Source organism: Aeromonas sp. s2, assembly GCF_040907935.1.
Lineage (GTDB): Bacteria > Pseudomonadota > Gammaproteobacteria > Enterobacterales > Aeromonadaceae > Aeromonas > Aeromonas dhakensis.
On sequence record NZ_JBFOCR010000031.1, the window covers coordinates 1 to 20,081 of the forward strand.

Annotated in this window: 18 protein-coding genes and 1 tRNA gene; all 19 read left to right on the forward strand. The window is 56.2% G+C overall.

Annotated features, from left to right (window positions below; translation table 11 throughout):
* The coding region (gene tuf, locus AB5Y81_RS21480; protein WP_017788708.1) for an elongation factor Tu at positions 1-1,137 on the forward strand (1,137 nt) is incomplete at its 5' end.
* A gap of 53 nt (positions 1,138-1,190) precedes the next feature.
* Positions 1,191-1,267: transfer RNA gene (locus AB5Y81_RS21485), tRNA-Trp, on the forward strand.
* A 60-nt stretch (positions 1,268-1,327) separates the two neighbouring features.
* The gene (secE, locus tag AB5Y81_RS21490; protein WP_005306322.1) at positions 1,328-1,699 is read left to right on the forward strand and encodes a preprotein translocase subunit SecE; all 372 of its coding nucleotides are present in this window, start codon (positions 1,328-1,330) and stop codon (positions 1,697-1,699) included.
* A gap of 9 nt (positions 1,700-1,708) precedes the next feature.
* Entirely contained in the window at positions 1,709-2,260 is a 552-nt protein-coding gene (gene nusG / locus AB5Y81_RS21495) for a transcription termination/antitermination protein NusG (RefSeq protein WP_005306318.1), read from the forward strand.
* Between the two features lie 133 nt (positions 2,261-2,393).
* Positions 2,394-2,822 (forward strand): 50S ribosomal protein L11, encoded by a 429-nt coding sequence (rplK, locus tag AB5Y81_RS21500; RefSeq protein WP_005306313.1) that lies wholly within the window; start codon positions 2,394-2,396, stop codon positions 2,820-2,822.
* Between the two features lie 4 nt (positions 2,823-2,826).
* Complete coding sequence (rplA, locus tag AB5Y81_RS21505; RefSeq protein WP_005306309.1) at positions 2,827-3,528, forward strand: 50S ribosomal protein L1; 702 nt, start codon at positions 2,827-2,829, stop codon at positions 3,526-3,528.
* Positions 3,529-3,784: 256 nt separating this feature from the next.
* Positions 3,785-4,285 carry a 50S ribosomal protein L10 gene (rplJ, locus tag AB5Y81_RS21510; RefSeq protein WP_005306307.1) on the forward strand — a complete coding sequence of 167 codons (501 nt, stop codon included), beginning with the start codon at positions 3,785-3,787 and terminating at the stop codon, positions 4,283-4,285.
* A gap of 51 nt (positions 4,286-4,336) precedes the next feature.
* Entirely contained in the window at positions 4,337-4,702 is a 366-nt protein-coding gene (gene rplL, locus AB5Y81_RS21515; RefSeq protein WP_005306304.1) for a 50S ribosomal protein L7/L12, read from the forward strand.
* A 224-nt stretch (positions 4,703-4,926) separates the two neighbouring features.
* Positions 4,927-8,955, forward strand: coding sequence for a DNA-directed RNA polymerase subunit beta (gene rpoB, locus AB5Y81_RS21520; RefSeq protein ID WP_010635847.1), 4,029 nt, complete (start codon positions 4,927-4,929; stop codon positions 8,953-8,955).
* 80 nt (positions 8,956-9,035) lie between these two features.
* Positions 9,036-13,340 carry a DNA-directed RNA polymerase subunit beta' gene (rpoC, locus tag AB5Y81_RS21525; RefSeq protein ID WP_005306298.1) on the forward strand — a complete coding sequence of 1,435 codons (4,305 nt, stop codon included), beginning with the start codon at positions 9,036-9,038 and terminating at the stop codon, positions 13,338-13,340.
* 197 nt (positions 13,341-13,537) lie between these two features.
* Complete coding sequence (locus AB5Y81_RS21530; protein WP_010635848.1) at positions 13,538-14,254, forward strand: transcriptional regulator; 717 nt, start codon at positions 13,538-13,540, stop codon at positions 14,252-14,254.
* Between the two features lie 25 nt (positions 14,255-14,279).
* On the forward strand, positions 14,280-14,660 hold the full coding sequence (locus AB5Y81_RS21535; RefSeq protein WP_005306289.1) for a RidA family protein: 381 nt from the start codon (positions 14,280-14,282) through the stop codon (positions 14,658-14,660).
* Positions 14,661-14,746: 86 nt separating this feature from the next.
* A complete protein-coding gene (gene tusD / locus AB5Y81_RS21540; protein WP_017765117.1) occupies positions 14,747-15,139 on the forward strand; it encodes a sulfurtransferase complex subunit TusD in 393 nt (130 codons plus the stop codon).
* Between the two features lie 10 nt (positions 15,140-15,149).
* Entirely contained in the window at positions 15,150-15,506 is a 357-nt protein-coding gene (gene tusC / locus AB5Y81_RS21545; RefSeq protein WP_017765118.1) for a sulfurtransferase complex subunit TusC, read from the forward strand.
* A 7-nt stretch (positions 15,507-15,513) separates the two neighbouring features.
* The gene (gene tusB / locus AB5Y81_RS21550; RefSeq protein WP_005306280.1) at positions 15,514-15,792 is read left to right on the forward strand and encodes a sulfurtransferase complex subunit TusB; all 279 of its coding nucleotides are present in this window, start codon (positions 15,514-15,516) and stop codon (positions 15,790-15,792) included.
* Between the two features lie 183 nt (positions 15,793-15,975).
* Entirely contained in the window at positions 15,976-16,350 is a 375-nt protein-coding gene (gene rpsL, locus AB5Y81_RS21555; RefSeq protein WP_005306278.1) for a 30S ribosomal protein S12, read from the forward strand.
* 93 nt (positions 16,351-16,443) lie between these two features.
* On the forward strand, positions 16,444-16,914 hold the full coding sequence (gene rpsG / locus AB5Y81_RS21560) for a 30S ribosomal protein S7 (RefSeq protein ID WP_005306266.1): 471 nt from the start codon (positions 16,444-16,446) through the stop codon (positions 16,912-16,914).
* 75 nt (positions 16,915-16,989) lie between these two features.
* Positions 16,990-19,095, forward strand: a complete 2,106-nt coding sequence (gene fusA / locus AB5Y81_RS21565) for an elongation factor G (protein WP_005306261.1) — start codon at positions 16,990-16,992, stop codon at positions 19,093-19,095.
* Between the two features lie 54 nt (positions 19,096-19,149).
* Positions 19,150-20,081, forward strand: a 932-nt coding sequence (gene tuf / locus AB5Y81_RS21570; RefSeq protein WP_094696491.1) for an elongation factor Tu, incomplete at its 3' end; no start/stop codon positions are given.

Consider the following 20,081-nt stretch of genomic DNA (forward strand, 5'->3'; position numbering starts at 1 on the left):
ACCATCGGCCACGTTGACCACGGTAAAACCACCCTGACCGCCGCCATCACCAACGTGCTGGCCAAGCACTTCGGTGGTAAAGCTTTCGCCTTCGACCAGATCGACAAGGCGCCGGAAGAGCGTGAGCGTGGTATCACCATCAACACCTCCCACGTAGAATACGACACCGCTACCCGTCACTACGCCCACGTAGACTGCCCGGGTCACGCCGACTACGTTAAAAACATGATCACCGGTGCTGCCCAGATGGACGGCGCGATCCTGGTAGTAGCAGCGACTGACGGCCCGATGCCGCAGACTCGTGAGCACATCCTGCTGGGTCGTCAGGTAGGCGTTCCGTACATCATCGTGTTCATGAACAAGTGTGACATGGTAGATGACGAAGAACTGCTGGAACTGGTCGAGATGGAAGTTCGCGAACTGCTGTCCGAGTACGACTTCCCGGGTGATGACCTGCCGGTAGTACGTGGTTCCGCACTGAAAGCGCTGGAAGGCGAAGCTCAGTGGGAAGAGAAGATCCTGGAACTGGCTGGCCACCTGGACACCTACATTCCGGAGCCGGAGCGCGCAATTGACCAGCCGTTCCTGATGCCGATCGAAGACGTATTCTCCATCGCTGGCCGTGGTACCGTAGTAACCGGTCGTGTAGAGCGCGGTATTGTTAAAGTTGGTGAAGAAGTGGAAATCGTTGGTATCAAAGATACCACCAAGACCACTTGTACCGGCGTTGAAATGTTCCGCAAACTGCTGGACGAAGGTCGTGCAGGCGAGAACGTTGGCGCGCTGCTGCGTGGCGTGAAGCGTGAAGACGTAGAGCGTGGTCAGGTACTGGCCAAGCCGGGCACCATCAAGCCGCACACCAAGTTCGAATCTGAAGTGTACGTACTGTCCAAAGAAGAAGGTGGTCGTCACACCCCGTTCTTCAAAGGCTACCGTCCGCAGTTCTACTTCCGTACTACCGACGTGACCGGTACCATCGAACTGCCGGAAGGCGTAGAGATGGTCATGCCGGGCGACAACATCAAGATGGTTGTTACCCTGATTGCGCCGATCGCGATGGACGACGGCCTGCGTTTCGCCATCCGTGAAGGTGGCCGTACCGTAGGTGCTGGTGTTGTAGCTAAAGTTATCGCTTAATCTTTGGCTTACATAAATAAAGCAAAGCCCCTATAATAGGGGCTTTCTTATGCAGGGGCGTAGTTCGAATTGGTAGAACAGCGGTCTCCAAAACCGATGGTTGCGGGTTCGAGTCCTGCCGCCCCTGCCATATACCTCGTCTCGTACGGGGCTTTTGTGTCTTTGGTTACGTCAGATACAGGTGGGTTGTATGAGTGTTAGTTCTGAGAGCCAGGGCGGAAGCAAGGATACCCTGCTTTGGGGCCTGGTTTTCATTATCCTGGCTGCCGCTGTAGTGGGTAATTACCTGCTCAACGATGTTGTCGCTGCCGTCCGCGCCCTGGGTGTGGTCGTTGTCATTGCTGCTGCCGGTGCAGTAGCCCTGCAAACCACCAAGGGAAAGGCAACACTGGCATTTGCCCGTGAGTCTCGCCTGGAAGTACGCAAGGTCGTATGGCCGACCCGTCAGGAAGCCATTCAGACAACCCTGATTGTGCTGGCGGTGACTGCCGTGATGGGGCTGCTGCTGTTCGTTCTGGACGGTGCCCTGGTCTGGTTGGTCAACCTGATTACCGGTGTGTAAGGATAAGCCATGACTGAACAACGTGAACAGCGTATGAGATGGTATGTCGTGCAGGCGTTTTCCGGCTATGAAGGCCGTGTCGCCAAATCCCTGCGTGAACATATCAAGATGCATGGCATGGAAGACATGTTCGGTGAAGTGCTGGTCCCGACCGAAGAAGTGGTCGAGATGCGTGCTGGCCAGAAGCGCAAGAGTGAGCGCAAGTTTTTCCCGGGCTACGTCCTGGTTCAGATGATCATGGATGAAACCACATGGCACCTGGTACGCAACGTACCGCGCGTCATGGGCTTCATCGGTGGCACCTCTGATCGTCCTGCTCCTATCTCCGATAAGGAAGCGGATGCCATCCTCAATCGTCTGCAAGATGCCCACGACAAGCCGCGTCCGAAAACCCTGTTTGAACCGGGTGAGATGGTGCGGGTTGCCGATGGTCCGTTCGCCGATTTCAACGGTACCGTTGAAGAGGTGGACTACGAAAAGAGCCGCGTGAAGGTCTCCGTACTGATCTTCGGCCGTTCTACTCCGGTAGAGCTGGATTTTGGTCAGGTCGAAAAAGGCTGATTAAACTCTGTTCGTTAACGGTTGTCAGGGGCAGCGAATGTCATTATAATTCGCTGCCCCTTTATTAGTTGGGGAGCCGTTTGCAGGAGCATGTCTCCGAGGCGTTAGAACCCATTTCTGAGGTATTTTTGTAATGGCTAAGAAAGTCACAGCTTATATCAAGCTGCAAGTTAAGGCTGGCAGTGCTAACCCCAGCCCTCCCGTTGGTCCTGCTCTGGGTCAGCACGGTGTTAACATCATGGAATTCTGTAAAGCGTTCAACGCTCGTACAGAGAAGCTGGAAAAAGGTTCTCCGACTCCGGTCGTGATCACCGTTTACAGCGACCGTTCCTTCACCTTCGAAACCAAGACTCCGCCCGCTTCCTTCCTGCTGAAGAAAGCTGCTGGTATCCAGTCTGGTTCCGCCAAGCCGAACAAAGACAAGGTTGGTAAGGTGACTGTTGCCCAGCTGCAAGAAATCGCCAAGACCAAAGAGCCGGATATGACCGGTGCCGATCTGGATGCAAAAGTACGTTGCATCGCCGGCTCCGCTCGTTCCATGGGCCTGGTAGTGGAGGAGTAAGACAATGGCTAAACTGTCCAAGCGTATGCGCGTTATTCGCGAAAAAGTTGACGGTACCAAAGAGTACTCCATCAACGAAGCCATTGCCCTGCTGAAAGAACTGGCTACCGCCAAGTTCGTTGAAAGCGTTGACGTTGCTGTTAACCTGGGTATCGATGCTCGTAAATCTGACCAGAACGTACGTGGTGCTACTGTACTGCCGCACGGTACCGGTCGTGATGTACGCGTAGCCGTGTTCACCCAAGGTGCCAACGCTGAAGCTGCCAAAGCTGCCGGTGCTGAGCTGGTTGGCATGGATGACCTGGCCGATCTGGTCAAGAAAGGCGAGATGAACTTCGACGTCGTGATCGCATCCCCGGATGCCATGCGCGTTGTTGGTCAACTGGGTCAAATCCTGGGCCCGCGCGGCCTGATGCCGAACCCGAAAGTTGGTACTGTAACCCCGAACGTAGCCGAAGCCGTCAAGAACGCCAAGGCTGGTCAGGTTCGTTACCGTAACGACAAGAACGGTATCATTCACACTACCCTGGGCAAAGTTTCCTTCAACGAAGTTCAGTTGAAAGAGAACTTGGAAGCTCTGCTGGTTGCCTTGAAAAAGGCCAAGCCGTCCTCCGCCAAGGGTCAGTACATCAAGAAGGTAAGCATCTCCACCACTATGGGTGCCGGTGTTGCCGTAGACCAAGCTACTCTGGAAGCTCAGGCCTAATTGATGGATTTTACAAGGCGCAAAATTTAATCTATAATTTTGCGCCTTGATTGGTTGGGGGCTTCGACCTCCGTCCAAGACCGCAGGAGGCCGTTAGGCCTTAATACTTCCTGCGTAGACGGTGCCGGAAACCCAGCGAGAAAGATTCTTTCTCTTCTGGAATCCTGCTACCGCATCGTTCCCCTCTGTTGTAAAGGTAGGGGGGATGTGTCAGTACTGGGTCAATTGACCCGGATTCAATCCAGGAGTTAAGCCAATGGCATTGGGACTCGAAGACAAAAAGGCAATTGTTGCTGAAGTCAACGAAGCTGCCAAAGGCGCTCTTTCTGCAGTGATTGCCGATTCTCGCGGCGTGACTGTAGACAAGATGACCGTCCTGCGTAAAACCGCTCGTGAAGCTGGTGTGTACATGCGCGTTGTGCGTAACACCCTGCTGCGTCGCGCGGTAGAAGGTACCGAATACGAGTGCCTGAACGACGCATTTACCGGTCCTACCTTGATTGCTTTCTCTAACGAACACCCGGGCGCTGCCGCTCGTCTGTTCAAAGAGTTTGCCAAAGCGAACCAAAAGTTCGAAATCAAGGCTGGCGCTTTTAACGGTGAGTTTATCGCCGCAGCACAAATTGATCGTCTGGCCACGCTGCCGACTTACGAAGAAGCAATTGCGAAGCTGATGGCTACCATGAAGGAAGCCTCTGCTGGCAAGCTGGTTCGTACTATCGCTGCTGTTCGCGACCAGAAACAAGCTGCTGCTTGATTCTCGCCTATCTAGGCTGTTTGAGTTTATTCAACATCAGGAATTTTTGTCATGTCTATCACTAAAGACCAAATCATCGAAGCCGTTGCTTCCATGTCCGTAATGGAAGTTGTTGAGCTGATCGAAGCTATGGAAGAGAAGTTCGGTGTTTCTGCCGCTGCTGCCGTAATGGCCGGCCCGGCTGCTGCTGAAGCAGTAGAAGAGAAGACCGAGTTCGACGTAGTTCTGACTGCTGCTGGCGCCAACAAAGTTGCCGTTATCAAAGCCGTTCGTGGCGCTACCGGTCTGGGCCTGAAAGAAGCCAAAGATCTGGTAGAAGCTGCCCCGGCTAACCTGAAGGAAGGCGTGTCCAAGGACGAAGCTGAAGCTCTGAAGAAAGAGCTGGAAGCTGCCGGTGCTTCTGTTGAGATCAAATAATCTGCATTTATGTAGATTAGCCTGATAAAACAGGCTAGGGCTGGTGAATTTTTGTTCACCAGCCTTTTTGCGCTGTAGACTGAGAGCATTTCACACCGTTTACGACTCTCGGTGCACCAGCAATCCGGACTGTTTTCTTTCGTCCGGGCCAACACAAAACGGTGTTGAGACAGAGCTGTCCCGTGGGACAGAGTGGGTCACTTATCAGCGAGCTGAGGAACCCTATGGTTTACTCTTATACCGAAAAAAAACGCATTCGTAAGGACTTCGGTAAGCGAGACCAGGTACTGGACACGCCTTATCTGTTGTCCATTCAGCTGGACTCCTTCAAGCAGTTCATCGAGGCTGACCCGGAAGGTGAATATGGCCTAGAGGCCGCTTTCCGTAGCGTTTTCCCGATCACCAGTTACTCCGGTAGTGCTGAGCTTCAGTATGTCAGCTATCGCCTGGGTGAGCCGGTATTTGACGTAAAAGAATGCCAGATCCGTGGAGTGACCTACTCCGCGCCGCTGCGTGTCAAGCTTCGTATGGTTCTGTACGACCGTGAAGCAGCTGCCGGCACCGTCAAAGACATCAAGGAACAAGAAGTATACATGGGCGAAATTCCGCTCATGACCGAGAACGGCACCTTTGTCATCAATGGTACCGAGCGGGTAATCGTCTCCCAGCTGCACCGCAGCCCGGGCGTCTTCTTCGACCACGATAAAGGCAAAACACATTCATCCGGTAAGGTGCTGTATAACGCGCGCGTTATTCCCTACCGTGGCTCCTGGCTGGACTTCGAGTTCGATGCGAAAGACAACCTGTTTGTCCGTATCGACCGTCGTCGCAAACTGCCGGCATCCATTATTCTGCGTGCCCTGGATTTCAGTTCCGAACAGATTCTGGCCACCTTCTTCGAGACTATCGGTTTCGAAGTCAAAGATGGCAAGCTGATGATGGATCTGGTGCCGGAGCGCCTGCGTGGTGAAACTGCGACCTTTGACATCGTGGCCAATGGCGCCGTGGTGGTTGAGACCGGTCGTCGAGTGACTGCGCGTCACATCCGTCAGTTGGAAAAAGATTCCGTTACCCAGATTGAGGTACCGGTTGAGTATGTTGTTGGCAAAGTTGCTGCCAAGGACTACGCACATCCGCAAACTGGCGAGATGGTAGTGACTGCCAACCAGGCGCTGAGCCTGGAAGCGGTAGCCAACCTCTCCCAAGCCGGCTTCAAGCACTTCGAGGTTCTGTTCACCAACGAACTGGACCACGGTGCCTACATGTCCGAGACCCTGCGTATCGACTCCAGCTCCAGCCGCCTGGAAGCCCTGGTCGAAATCTATCGCATGATGCGTCCGGGTGAGCCGCCGACTCGCGAAGCCGCAGAGCAGCTGTTCGAGAACCTGTTCTTCTCTTCCGAGCGTTACGACCTGTCTACCGTAGGTCGGATGAAGTTCAACCGCCGTCTGGCTCGTGAAGACGAGACCGGCGTGGGCACTCTGACCAAAGACGACATCGTCGATGTGATGAAGCGCCTGATCGACATCCGTAACGGTAACGACGAAGTGGACGATATCGACCACCTGGGTAACCGTCGTATCCGTTCTGTCGGTGAAATGGCCGAGAACCAGTTCCGTGTCGGTCTGGTGCGTGTCGAGCGTGCGGTCAAGGAGCGTCTCTCCCTGGGCGACCTGGACACCCTGATGCCGCAGGATCTGATCAACGCCAAGCCGATCTCCGCCGCAGTCAAAGAGTTCTTTGGTTCCAGCCAGCTGTCCCAGTTCATGGACCAGAACAACCCGCTGTCCGAAGTGACCCACAAGCGCCGTATCTCCGCGCTGGGCCCGGGCGGTTTGACTCGTGAGCGTGCCGGCTTTGAAGTTCGAGACGTACACCCGACCCACTACGGTCGTCTGTGCCCCATCGAGACTCCTGAAGGTCCGAACATCGGTCTGATCAACTCCTTGTCCGTGTACTCTCGTACCAACGAGTACGGTTTCCTCGAGACCCCGTACCGCAAGGTCATTGACGGTGTGATCACCGACGAAGTGGACTATCTGTCTGCTATTGAAGAAGGCAAGTACGTGATCGCACAGGCTAACGCCGCGACCACCGAAGATGGCCGTCTGAAAGATGAATTGATCCCGTGCCGTCACAAAGGTGAATCCACCTTTATGAACGCCGACCAGATCCAGTATATGGACGTGAGCCCGCAACAGATCGTCTCTGTGGCAGCGGCCCTGATCCCCTTCCTGGAACACGATGACGCGAACCGCGCATTGATGGGTTCAAACATGCAACGTCAGGCTGTACCGACTCTGCGCGCCGACAAGCCGCTGGTTGGTACCGGTATGGAACGCGCTGTGGCCGTTGACTCCGGTGTTACCGTAGTGGCCAAGCGTGGCGGCATGATCGACTACGTCGATGCCTCCCGTATCGTTATCAAGGTCAACGAAGATGAGCTGCTGCCTGGCGAAGCCGGCATCGACATCTACAGCCTGACCAAATACACCCGTTCCAACCAGAACACCTGTATCAACCAGCGTCCGTGCGTGATGTTGGGCGAGCCGGTAATGGCGGGCGACGTACTGGCTGACGGTCCGTCCACCGACTTGGGTGAACTGGCGCTGGGTCAGAACCTGCGCGTCGCATTCATGCCGTGGAACGGTTACAACTTCGAAGACTCGATCCTGGTGAACGAGCGTGTTGTTCAGGAAGATCGCCTGACCACCATTCACATCCAGGAACTGGCCTGTATCTCCCGTGACACCAAGCTGGGTCCGGAAGAGATCACTGCCGACATTCCGAACGTGGGTGAAGCCGCTCTGTCCAAGCTGGACGAGTCCGGTATCGTCTACGTGGGTGCGGAAGTGAAGGGCGGCGACATTCTGGTCGGCAAGGTGACCCCGAAAGGTGAAACCCAGCTGACTCCGGAAGAGAAGCTGCTGCGCGCCATCTTCGGTGAGAAGGCGTCCGACGTGAAGGACTCTTCCCTGCGTGTGCCGAACGGTGTGTACGGTACCGTGGTTGACGTGCAGGTCTTTACCCGCGACGGCGTGGAAAAAGACAAGCGCGCCAAAGAAATCGAAGAGATGCAGCTGAAGGAAGCGAAGAAGGACTTGACCGAAGAGTTCAAGATCCTGGAAGACGGCATTTTCGGCCGCTCCCGCAACCTGCTGCTGGCCGCCGGTTACAGCGAAGACCGTCTGAACAAGCTCGATCGCTCCAAGTGGTTTGAACTGGCCATCGAAGATGAAGCCAAGCAAATCGAGCTGGAACAGATCGCTGAACAGCACGTTGAGCTGAAGGCCGAGTTCGACAAGAAATTCGAGAACAAGCGTCGCAAGATCATCCAGGGCGATGACCTGGCGCCGGGCGTACTGAAGATCGTCAAGGTCTATCTGGCCGTCAAGCGTCGCATCCAGCCGGGTGACAAGATGGCGGGTCGTCACGGTAACAAGGGTGTTATCTCCAAGATCTGTCCGGTCGAGGATATGCCCCATGACGAGTACGGCCGTCCGGTCGACATCGTTCTGAACCCGTTGGGCGTACCGTCCCGTATGAACATCGGTCAGATCCTCGAAGTGCACCTGGGCCTCGCGGCCAAGGGTATCGGCGAGAAGATCGACCGCATGGTCAAGGAACAGCGTGAGCTGCACGAGATGCGTGACTTCCTGCAACAGGTCTATGACCTGGGCGAGAAAGACACCCAGCAAGTGAACGTGGCCGAGCTGTCCGACGACGACGTACGTACCCTGGTCGGTAACCTGCGCAAGGGTCTGCCGGTGGCAACGCCGGTATTTGATGGCGCCAAAGAGCGCGAAATCAAGGCCCTGCTGAAGCTGGCCGACCTGCCGGAATCCGGTCAGATCGCCCTGTTCGACGGTCGTACCGGTAACGCCTTCGAGCGTAAGGTCACCGTGGGTTACATGTACATGCTGAAGCTGAACCACCTGGTAGACGACAAGATGCACGCGCGTTCTACCGGCTCCTACAGCCTGGTTACCCAGCAGCCGCTGGGTGGTAAGGCGCAGTTCGGTGGTCAGCGTTTCGGTGAGATGGAAGTGTGGGCCCTGGAGGCTTACGGTGCGGCATATACCCTGCAGGAGATGCTGACCGTCAAGTCTGACGATGTGAATGGCCGTACCAAGATGTACAAGAACATCGTGGATGGCGACCACCGTATGGAGCCGGGCATGCCCGAATCCTTCAACGTATTGCTGAAGGAAATCCGCTCTCTGGGTATCAACATCGAGCTGGACGAAGAGTAAGAGCTCGCTCTTATTGTTCGAGAATTGACGTGGGCGCCCCGAGAGGGGCGCCGAGGTTAGACTCCTGACAGGGGAAACACGTGAAAGACTTACTCAAGTTTTTGAAGGCTCAGACCAAGACCGAAGAGTTTGACAGTATCAAGATCGGTCTGGCCTCTCCTGACATGATCCGCTCCTGGTCATTCGGTGAGGTCAAAAAGCCTGAGACCATCAACTACCGGACTTTCAAGCCGGAGCGTGATGGTCTGTTCTGCGCCCGTATCTTCGGACCGGTGAAGGACTACGAGTGTCTGTGCGGCAAGTACAAGCGCCTGAAACACCGTGGTGTGATCTGTGAGAAGTGCGGCGTAGAAGTGACCCAGACCAAGGTCCGTCGTGAGCGTATGGGCCACATCGAGCTGGCCAGCCCGACTGCCCACATCTGGTTCCTGAAGTCCCTGCCGTCCCGTATCGGCCTGCTGCTGGACATGACCCTGCGTGACATCGAGCGCGTGCTGTATTTCGAATCCTATGTAGTGATCGAACCCGGCATGACCAACCTCGAGCGCAGCCAGATGCTGTCCGAAGAGCAGTACCTGGACGCACTGGAAGAGTGGGGCGACGAATTCGACGCCAAGATGGGTGCCGAAGCAATCCTGGCATTGCTGCGCGCCATCGATCTGGAAGGCGAAGTGCGCACCATGCGCGAAGAGCTGGATCAGACCAACTCCGAGACCAAGCGCAAGAAGACCACCAAGCGTCTGAAGCTGATGGAAGCCTTCCTGCAGTCCGGCAACAAGCCGGAGTGGATGATCATGACAGTGCTGCCTGTGCTGCCGCCGGACCTGCGTCCGCTGGTACCGCTGGACGGCGGCCGTTTCGCGACCTCCGATCTGAACGATCTGTACCGTCGCGTGATCAACCGTAACAACCGTCTGAAGCGTCTGCTGGATCTGGCTGCACCGGACATCATCGTGCGCAACGAAAAGCGCATGCTGCAAGAGTCCGTGGATGCCCTGCTGGACAACGGTCGTCGTGGCCGTGCCATCACCGGCTCCAACAAGCGCCCGCTGAAATCCCTGGCCGACATGATCAAGGGTAAGCAAGGTCGTTTCCGTCAGAACCTGCTCGGTAAGCGTGTCGACTACTCCGGTCGTTCCGTTATCACCGTAGGTCCGACTCTGCGCCTGCATCAGTGCGGTCTGCCGAAGAAGATGGCGCTGGAACTGTTCAAGCCCTTCATCTATGGCAAGCTGGAAACTCGCGGTCTGGCGACCACCATCAAGGCCGCCAAGAAGATGGTTGAGCGCGAAGAAGCTGTTGTCTGGGACATCCTGGACGAAGTGATCCGCGAACACCCGGTCCTGCTGAACCGTGCACCGACTCTGCACCGTCTGGGTATCCAGGCGTTCGAGCCGACCCTGATCGAAGGCAAGGCCATCCAGCTGCACCCGCTCGTCTGTGCCGCCTATAACGCGGACTTCGACGGTGACCAGATGGCGGTCCACGTACCGCTGACCCTGGAAGCCCAGCTGGAAGCGCGCGCGCTGATGATGTCCACCAACAACATCCTGTCGCCTGCCTCCGGTGAGCCGATCATCGTTCCGTCTCAGGACGTGGTCTTGGGTCTGTACTACATGACCCGTGCCCGTATCGCCGCCAAGGGCGAAGGTATGGTGCTGTCCGGTCCGAAAGAGGCTGAGAAGGTCTACCGTGCCGGCCTGGCCGACCTGCATGCGCGCGTCAAGTGCCGTATCACCGAGTACGTGAAGAACGAAGCCGGTGAACTGGTTGCCAAGACCGAGATGAAGAACACCACCGTTGGTCGTGCGATCCTGAGCCTGATCCTGCCGAAAGGCATGGAATACGCCCTGATCGACGAGCCGAAGGTGCTGACTGCCGCCGAACAGGCTGATCTGGATGCCAACCCGCAGAACTGGATCAAGTGCGTCTCCAACAAGGCGCTGGGCAAGAAGCTGATCTCTCGTCTGCTGAACACCTGCTATCGCAAGCAGGGCCTGAAGGACACCGTTATCTTCGCTGACCAGCTGATGTATACCGGTTTCCACTATGCGGCCCTGTCCGGTGCGTCCGTTGGTATTGATGACATGGTCATCCCGGATGCCAAGAAGGACATCATTGCTTCTGCCGAAGCCGAAGTTGCCGAGATCCAGGACCAGTTCCTGTCCGGTCTGGTGACCGCGGGCGAACGTTACAACAAGGTTATCGATATCTGGGCCAGCGCCAACGAGCGTGTTTCCAAGGCCATGATGGAGAACTTGTCCAAAGAGCGTAACGTCAACTCGCTGGGTGAAGAAGAAGAGCAAGCCTCGTTCAACAGCATCTTCATGATGGCCGACTCCGGTGCGCGGGGTTCCGCAGCCCAGATTCGTCAGCTGGCCGGTATGCGTGGCCTGATGGCCAAGCCGGATGGCTCCATCATCGAGACGCCGATCGTCGCGAACTTCCGCGAAGGTCTGAACGTACTGCAGTACTTCATCTCCACTCACGGTGCTCGTAAGGGTCTGGCGGATACCGCACTGAAGACTGCGAACTCTGGTTACCTGACTCGTCGTCTGGTAGACGTGGCACAGGACATGGTGATCACCGAGGACGATTGCGGCACTACCGAAGGTCTGTGGATGACTCCGCTGATCGAGGGTGGCGACGTGGTCGAGCCGCTGCGTGAGCGCGTACTGGGCCGTGTGGTTGCTGATGACGTGATCAAGCCGGGTACTGAAGACGAAGTGCTGGTAGCACGCAACACCCTGCTCGACGAGCAGCTGTGTGACCTGCTGGAGCGCAACTCCGTCGACCGCGTGAAGGTACGTTCTGCCATCACCTGTGAGACCGACTTCGGTAACTGTGCTCACTGCTACGGCCGTGATCTGGCCCGTGGTCACCTGGTTAACAAGGGTGAGGCTGTCGGTGTTATCGCTGCCCAGTCCATCGGTGAACCGGGTACCCAGCTGACGATGCGTACCTTCCACATCGGTGGTGCCGCATCCCGTGCCGCTGCCGAGAGCAGCATCCAGGTCAAGAACACCGGTAGCATCAAGCTGCAGAACGCCAAGTTCGTTCACAACAGCGACGACAAACTGGTTATCACCTCTCGTTCTACCGAACTGACCATCATGGACGAGATGGGCCGTACCAAGGAAAGCCACAAGCTGCCTTACGGTGCCGTGCTGGAAGTGAAGGATGGCCAGGCCGTGAGCGCCGGTGAAACCGTCGCCAACTGGGATCCGCACACTCACCCGATCATCACCGAAGTGGCGGGTCGCCTGCACTTCGAACACATGATCGACGGCGTGACCATTACTCGTCAGACCGACGAGTTGACCGGTCTCTCCTCCATCGTCGTGCTGGACGTCAACGAGCGTCCGAGCGCCGGTAAAGAGATGCGTCCGACCGTGAAACTGGTCGACCTGAACGGCAAGGACGTGATGATCCCGGGTACCGATGTAGCCGCCCAGTACTTCCTGCCGGGCAAGGCGATCGTGAACCTGGAAGATGGTGCCAACGTGGGCGTGGGTGACGCGGTAGCGCGTATCCCGCAAGAGTCCGGCGGTACCAAGGACATCACCGGTGGTCTGCCGCGCGTTGCGGATCTGTTCGAAGCACGTCAACCGAAAGAGCCGGCCATCCTGGCCGAGATCTCCGGTACCATCTCCTTCGGGAAAGAGACCAAGGGCAAACGCCGTCTGGTCATCACCCCGACCGATGGTGGCGACGTCTACGAGGAGATGATTCCGAAGTGGCGTAACCTGAACGTGTTCGAAGGTGAAAAAGTTGAGAAGGGTGAAGTGCTGGCGGACGGTCCTGAGTCTGCTCACGACATCCTGCGTCTGCGCGGTATCAGCCCGGTCGCCAACTACATCGCCAACGAAGTGCAGGACGTTTACCGTCTGCAAGGCGTTAAGATCAACGACAAGCACATCGAAGTCATCGTTCGTCAGATGCTGCGCAAGTGCGAGATCCTGACTGCTGGCGACACCGACCTGATCGAAGGCGAACAGGTTGAAGTGGCTCGCGTGAAGATTGCCAACCGTAAGCTGGTTGCTGAGGGCAAGACCCCGGCCACCTACCGTCACATCCTGATGGGTATTACCAAGGCATCTCTGAGCACCGAGTCCTTCATCTCCGCGGCTTCCTTCCAGGAAACCACCCGCGTTCTGACCGAAGCTGCCGTTGGCGGCAAGCGCGACGAACTGCGTGGCCTGAAAGAGAACGTGATCGTAGGTCGTCTGATCCCGGCTGGTACCGGCTTTGCCTACCACCACAGCCGGATCAACCAGCGTGCCGCAGCCGCTCGTGCCGTTGCCGCACCGCAGGTGACTGCCGATGAAGCTCAGCAAAACCTGGCGGATCTGCTCAACGCAGCCGGCAGCTTTGACGAAGAGTAATCTTCTGCTGCAGTGATTGAAAAAGGGCCCCTTTATGGGGCCCTTTTTATTGGCTGTTTTCTCGGCAAAGCCTGATGCCACGCGGATATTCGGATGATCCAGAGCAAGGTTGCGGAGTAAAAAATCAAAAAAAGTTGACATTGAACCCTCGCAACTGAAAACTCGGGAAAGTTGAATGGGTATTACAGGGGTAGAACATGACTGTCGGTATCGAGGAAGTGATGCTTCCCGAAGAGCAACTGATCGGTCGCACTTTTACAGATGAAGACAGGGAATTGTTGCGCTCATACGATGGGCTTATCGACGGCTTGGCTGAGCTGTTCGGCAAGCACTGTGAAGTGGTGCTCCACTCCCTGGAAAATCTGCACGAGTCCGTGATCAAGATTGCCAACGGGTTCAATACGGGACGTAATGAGGGGGCCCCCATTACCGATCTCGCGCTGCGTATGCTCAAGGACATAGAGAATACCGGCCAGGATTACACCCAGAGCTATTTTGCTCGCAGTCGCACCGGTGCCCTGATGAAGTCGAGCACCATCGCCATCAGGAACAGCGACAGGCAGGTGATCGGCCTTATCTGTATCAACCTGCACATCAATGCGCCTTTTCACGAGTTTGTCGCCGAATTCTTCCCGACGCCGCAACAAGTCGAGCGTCAGTCGCCGGAGACCTTTGCCAACAGTGTGGAAGAGCTGGTTGCCCAGACGGTGGACAATACCATCGACGAAATCAACCGCGATCCGACCGTTGCCAACAATGCCAAAAACAGGTTTATCGTGACCCAGTTGTTCGAGAAGGGCATATTTGATATCAAGGACTCGATCAACCTGGTCGCCGACAAACTGAATATTTCCAAACACACCGTTTATCTGTACATCCGACAGCGCAAGCAGGGTGAAGACGAAAACGAATAAGCGCCATAGAAGGGGATAGACAAGAATGGCTAAAGAAGTTATTGCAACCGACAAGGCTCCTGCCGCAATTGGTCCATATGTTCAGGCCACCAAACTGGGCGAGCTGGTCTTCACCTCAGGGCAGATCCCGCTCGATCCGGCCACCATGGAGATCGTGGCTGGCGGTATCGAGGCTCAGGCCGAGCAGGTGATGAAGAACCTGGTTGCAGTATTGAAGGCAGCGGGTGCCGACACCAGCAAGGTGCTGAAGACCACCTGTTTCCTCAGCGACATGAACAACTTTGTTGCCTTCAACCAGGTTTATGCCCGTTACTTCGGTGAATCGGCCCCGGCCCGCTCCTGCGTGGAAGTGGCGCGCCTGCCCAAGGACGTGCTGGTTGAAGTCGAAGCCATCGCTTACGTCTGATCCAAGGCGGTACGAAGAGCCCCTCCCAGGAGGGGCTTTTTCGTATTTGGCGTAGAATGGGCTGATACATGCGCAGGAGTCCGGATATGAGTCTCAATTTCGCCTTGCTGGTGACGGGGCCGGCCTATGGTACCCAGTCGGCCAGCACGGCCTATCGCTTTGCCCTGAGCGTCATCGAACAGGGTCATCGACTGTCTCACCTGTTTTTCTATCAGGATGGGGTCTGCAACGGCAACGGTCTGCATGCTCCCGCCTCCGATGAGAGCAACCTGGTCGCCCTGTGGCGCGAGCTCGCCATCCAGCAGGGGATCCGTATCGACGTGTGCGTGGCGGCGGCCATGCGTCGTGGTGTACTGGATGAGCAGGAAGCCAAGGGGATGGGCAGAGCGCAGTTCAATCTGGAAGCGCCCTTTTGCCTGAGCGGGTTGGGCCAGCTGGCGGAAGCCAGCCTGACCGCCGATCGCTTTGTCCAGTTCTAGGGGGGGAAGCATGCACAAGATAGCGTTCATTTGCCGGCGCGGGCCTCATGGTACTGCGGCTGGCCGGGAAGGTCTCGACGCCCTGCTGGCCACGTCTGCCATGACGGAGTCGCTGGCGCTGTTTCTCATCGAGGACGGCGTGCTGCAATTGCTCAAGGACCAGCAGCCGCAGACCATCTTGCAGCGTCACTATGCGCCGACCTTCAAGATGCTCGAGCTGTACGACATCGAAGAGGTCTATGTGTGTACCGACTCGTTGGCGGAACGGGGGCTGACCCCCGAGGAGCTGCTGATCCCGGTGACCGGTCTCTCCCGATCCGACATTCGTCGTCAGTGGGGCGACTGCAGCACCCACATCTGTTTTTGAGGTAGCCATGATACAGCTGATATTGACTTCTCCCTTCCAGAGTCGGGAGCTGGAGCAGGCACTGGCCTATCGCCAGCCTGACGATGTGTTGGTGCTGATGCAGGACGCCGTCGTCGCGGCAACGGCCCCGTTGTGGAGCGAGCGGCTGACAGGCGTTCCGCTCTACGTGATGCGGGAGGACCTGCAGGCGAGGGGGTTGCAGTCACGGATCGGGATGGATTTGGAGATGGCCGACCTGGTCGCGCTGATCGCCGAAAAAGGCTCACCGCAGACCTGGGGTGGCTAGAAACTGTTTTTATAAAATAATTTCAGTGACTTACCGTGCCTTTACACACATTCTGCCGTGCCGTTCCCGACACGGATTGTATAAATCTTGACTCCCTTGACAACAGGGCATAAAATTTCGCGTCCCCGTATCTGCGGGGAGGATTTTTCACATGTTTATGAAGTCATTATCAGGAGCCTTTTGATGGCAACTATTAACCAGTTGGTTCGCAAGCCACGCATCAAGCTCGTTGTGAAAAGCAACGTGCCGGCGCTGGAAGCGTGCCCTCAGAAGCGTGGCGTGTGCACTCGTGTATACACCACCACCCCGAAGAAGCCTAACTCTGCACTGCGTAAAGTGTGCCGTGTACGTCTGACCAACGGCTTCGAAGTCACCTCCTACATCGGTGGTGAAGGTCACAACCTGCAAGAGCACTCTGTTGTTCTGATCCGTGGCGGTCGTGTAAAAGACTTGCCAGGTGTTCGTTACCACACCGTTCGTGGTGCGTTGGACTGTGCCGGTGTTAAAGACCGTAAGCAGGCTCGCTCCAAGTACGGCGTGAAGCGTCCGAAAGCTTAATGGTTCTCCGTTAAGTAAGGCCAAACGTTAATTCGTTTCTAGTTAGATAACTTTCTAGTTTTGGGTAACCCCTGAAGTTACGGAGAATTTGAAATGCCAAGACGTCGTGTTGTTGGTCAGCGTAAAATCCTGCCGGATCCCAAGTTCGGATCAGAGCTGCTGGCTAAATTCGTCAACGTAGTAATGGTTGACGGTAAGAAATCTGTTTCCGAAGCCATCGTATATGGCGCGCTGGACATCATTGCCACCAAGACTGGCAAAGAGCACCTGGCCGTATTCGAAGAAGCCCTGGACAACATTCGTCCGGCCGTCGAGGTTAAATCTCGTCGTGTCGGTGGTGCAACCTATCAGGTACCGGTAGAAGTTCGTCCGGTTCGTCGCAATGCCCTGGCAATGCGCTGGTTGGTTGATGCCGCTCGTAAACGTGGTGAAAAATCAATGGCTCAGCGTTTGGCTGGCGAGCTGCTGGATGCCGCTGACAATAAGGGTTCGTCTGTCAAGAAACGTGAAGACGTTCACCGTATGGCTGAAGCGAACAAGGCCTTCGCTCACTTCCGCTGGTAATCCGCTTGCGCAGGGTCTTTTGGCTCTGCGCACCTTCAATTATCTGGGGACAAGTGCCCTAGTAAGAGGATGACAATGGCTCGTACAACCCCCATTGAGCGTTATCGTAATATCGGTATCTCCGCTCACATCGACGCCGGTAAGACTACTACTACCGAGCGCGTTCTGTTTTACACCGGTGTAAGTCACAAGATCGGTGAAGTTCACGATGGCGCTGCCACCATGGACTGGATGGAACAGGAACAAGAGCGTGGTATCACCATCACCTCCGCCGCGACCACCGCTTTCTGGTCCGGTATGGGTAAACAGTTCCAACCGCACCGTATCAACATCATCGATACCCCGGGCCACGTTGACTTTACTATCGAAGTAGAGCGCTCCATGCGTGTTCTGGATGGCGCCGTGATGGTGTACTGTGCCGTAGGTGGCGTACAGCCCCAGTCTGAGACCGTATGGCGTCAGGCTAACAAGTACAAGGTTCCCCGTATCGCGTTCGTCAACAAGATGGACCGTACCGGTGCCAACTTCCTGCGCTGCGTTGAGCACATCAAGACCCGTCTGAAAGGTAACCCGGTTCCGCTGCAACTGAACATCGGTTCAGAAGAGAACTTCAAGGGCGTTATCGATCTGGTCAAGATGAAAGCCATCAACTGGAGCGAAGCTGACCAGGGCGTTTCCTTCGATTACGAAGACGTGCCGGCCGAGCTGCTGGAACAGGCGCAAGAAATGCGCATGAACCTGGTTGAAGCCGCTGCTGAAGCGTCTGAAGACCTGATGGAAAAATACCTGGGTGGTGAAGAACTGACCGAGGAAGAGATCAAGAAAGCTCTTCGTCAGCGCGTTCTGAACAACGAAATCATCCTGGTTACCTGTGGCTCCGCGTTCAAGAACAAGGGCGTACAGGCCATGCTGGATGCCGTGATCGAGTATCTGCCGGCGCCGACCGACGTTGCTGCGATCGACGGTCTGAAGCTGGATGGCGAGACCAAAGACGAGCGTCACGCTTCCGATGACGAGCCGTTCTCTGCTCTGGCGTTCAAGATTGCTACCGACCCGTTCGTGGGCAACCTGACCTTCTTCCGCGTTTACTCCGGTGTGGTTAACTCCGGTGACTCCGTGCTGAACTCCGTTAAAGAGAAGCGCGAGCGTTTTGGCCGTATCGTTCAGATGCACGCCAACAAGCGTGAAGAGATCAAAGAAGTTCGCGCAGGCGACATCGCTGCTGCCATCGGCCTGAAGGACGTCACCACCGGTGATACCCTGTGTGACGAGAACGCACCGATCATCCTGGAGCGTATGGAATTCCCGGAGCCGGTAATCTCCATCGCCGTTGAGCCGAAATCCAAGGCCGACCAGGAGAAGATGGGTCTGGCTCTGGGCCGTCTGGCTCAGGAAGATCCGTCCTTCCGCGTATGGACCGACGAAGAGTCTGGTCAAACCATCATCGCCGGTATGGGTGAGCTGCACCTGGACATCATCGTTGACCGTATGCGTCGCGAGTTCAAGGTAGAAGCGAACGTAGGTAAGCCGCAGGTTGCCTACCGTGAAACCATTCGTAACACCGTCAAGGATATCGAAGGTAAGCACGCCAAGCAGTCCGGTGGTCGTGGTCAGTACGGTCACGTCGTTATCGACATGTACCCGCTGGAAGAAGGCAAAGCCTACGAGTTCGTCAACGACATCAAGGGTGGCGTCATTCCGGGCGAATTCATCCCGGGTGTTGACAAGGGTATCCGCGAGCAGCTGAAGTCCGGCCCGCTGGCAGGCTATCCGGTAATGGATCTGGGCGTGCGTCTGCACTTCGGTTCTTACCACGATGTCGACTCTTCCGAACTGGCGTTCAAGATCGCTGCTTCTCTGGCGTTCAAGGCTGGCTTCATGAAGGCCAACCCGGTACTGCTCGAGCCGATCATGAAGGTCGAAGTCGAGACTCCGGAAGACTACATGGGCGACGTTATCGGTGACCTGAACCGTCGTCGCGGCCTGATCGAAGGCATGGAAGATGGCCCGTCCGGCAAGATCGTACGTGCTCTGGTGCCGCTGGCCGAAATGTTCGGTTACGCTACCTCCCTGCGTTCTGCTACCCAGGGTCGTGCTTCCTACGCCATGGAATTCGCCAAGTATCACGATGCCCCGACCAACGTCGCCCAGGCCGTGATCGAAGAGCGCAAATCCAAGTAATTTAAGATTCCCCGCCTACGACGGTAGGCGGGTTTAACCTAGAAGGACTACGTCGTGTCTAAAGAAAAATTTGAGCGTAATAAACCGCACGTAAACGTCGGCACCATCGGCCACGTTGACCACGGTAAAACCACCCTGACCGCCGCCATCACCAACGTGCTGGCCAAGCACTTCGGTGGTAAAGCTTTCGCCTTCGACCAGATCGACAAGGCGCCGGAAGAGCGTGAGCGTGGTATCACCATCAACACCTCCCACGTAGAATACGACACCGCTACCCGTCACTACGCCCACGTAGACTGCCCGGGTCACGCCGACTACGTTAAAAACATGATCACCGGTGCTGCCCAGATGGACGGCGCGATCCTGGTAGTAGCAGCGACTGACGGCCCGATGCCGCAGACTCGTGAGCACATCCTGCTGGGTCGTCAGGTAGGCGTTCCGTACATCATCGTGTTCATGAACAAGTGTGACATGGTAGATGACGAAGAACTGCTGGAACTGGTCGAGATGGAAGTTCGCGAACTGCTGTCCGAGTACGACTTCCCGGGTGATGACCTGCCGGTAGTACGTGGTTCCGCACTGAAAGCGCTGGAAGGCGAAGCTCAGTGGGAAGAGAAGATCCTGGAACTGGCTGGCCACCTGGACACCTACATTCCGGAGCCGGAGCGCGCAATTGACCAGCCGTTCCTGATGCCGATCGAAGACGTATTCTCCATCGCTGGCCGTGGTACCGTAGTAACCGGTCGTGTAGAGCGCGGTATTGTTAAAGTTGGTGAAGAAGTGGAAATCGTTGGTATCAAAGATACCACCAAGACCACTTGTACCGGCGTTGAAATGTTCCGCAAACTGCTGGACGAAGGTCGTGCAGGCGAGAACGTTGGCGCGCTGCTGCGTGGCGTGAAGCGTGAAGACGTAGAGCGTGGTCAGGTACTGGCCAAGCCGGGCACCATCAAGCCGCACACCAAGTTCGAATCTGAAGTGTACGT

Excerpts from the sequence above, each read along its gene's own strand:
- secE (WP_005306322.1), top strand. The coding sequence starts at position 1,328 with ATGAGTGTTAGTTCTGAGAGCCAGGGCGGAAGCAAGGATACCCTGCTT.
- nusG (WP_005306318.1), top strand. The coding sequence starts at position 1,709 with ATGACTGAACAACGTGAACAGCGTATGAGATGGTATGTCGTGCAGGCG.
- rplK (WP_005306313.1), top strand. The coding sequence starts at position 2,394 with ATGGCTAAGAAAGTCACAGCTTATATCAAGCTGCAAGTTAAGGCTGGC.
- rplA (WP_005306309.1), top strand. The coding sequence starts at position 2,827 with ATGGCTAAACTGTCCAAGCGTATGCGCGTTATTCGCGAAAAAGTTGAC.
- rplJ (WP_005306307.1), top strand. The coding sequence starts at position 3,785 with ATGGCATTGGGACTCGAAGACAAAAAGGCAATTGTTGCTGAAGTCAAC.
- rplL (WP_005306304.1), top strand. The coding sequence starts at position 4,337 with ATGTCTATCACTAAAGACCAAATCATCGAAGCCGTTGCTTCCATGTCC.
- rpoB (WP_010635847.1), top strand. The coding sequence starts at position 4,927 with ATGGTTTACTCTTATACCGAAAAAAAACGCATTCGTAAGGACTTCGGT.
- AB5Y81_RS21530 (WP_010635848.1), top strand. The coding sequence starts at position 13,538 with ATGACTGTCGGTATCGAGGAAGTGATGCTTCCCGAAGAGCAACTGATC.
- AB5Y81_RS21535 (WP_005306289.1), top strand. The coding sequence starts at position 14,280 with ATGGCTAAAGAAGTTATTGCAACCGACAAGGCTCCTGCCGCAATTGGT.
- tusD (WP_017765117.1), top strand. The coding sequence starts at position 14,747 with ATGAGTCTCAATTTCGCCTTGCTGGTGACGGGGCCGGCCTATGGTACC.
- tusC (WP_017765118.1), top strand. The coding sequence starts at position 15,150 with ATGCACAAGATAGCGTTCATTTGCCGGCGCGGGCCTCATGGTACTGCG.
- tusB (WP_005306280.1), top strand. The coding sequence starts at position 15,514 with ATGATACAGCTGATATTGACTTCTCCCTTCCAGAGTCGGGAGCTGGAG.
- rpsL (WP_005306278.1), top strand. The coding sequence starts at position 15,976 with ATGGCAACTATTAACCAGTTGGTTCGCAAGCCACGCATCAAGCTCGTT.
- rpsG (WP_005306266.1), top strand. The coding sequence starts at position 16,444 with ATGCCAAGACGTCGTGTTGTTGGTCAGCGTAAAATCCTGCCGGATCCC.
- fusA (WP_005306261.1), top strand. The coding sequence starts at position 16,990 with ATGGCTCGTACAACCCCCATTGAGCGTTATCGTAATATCGGTATCTCC.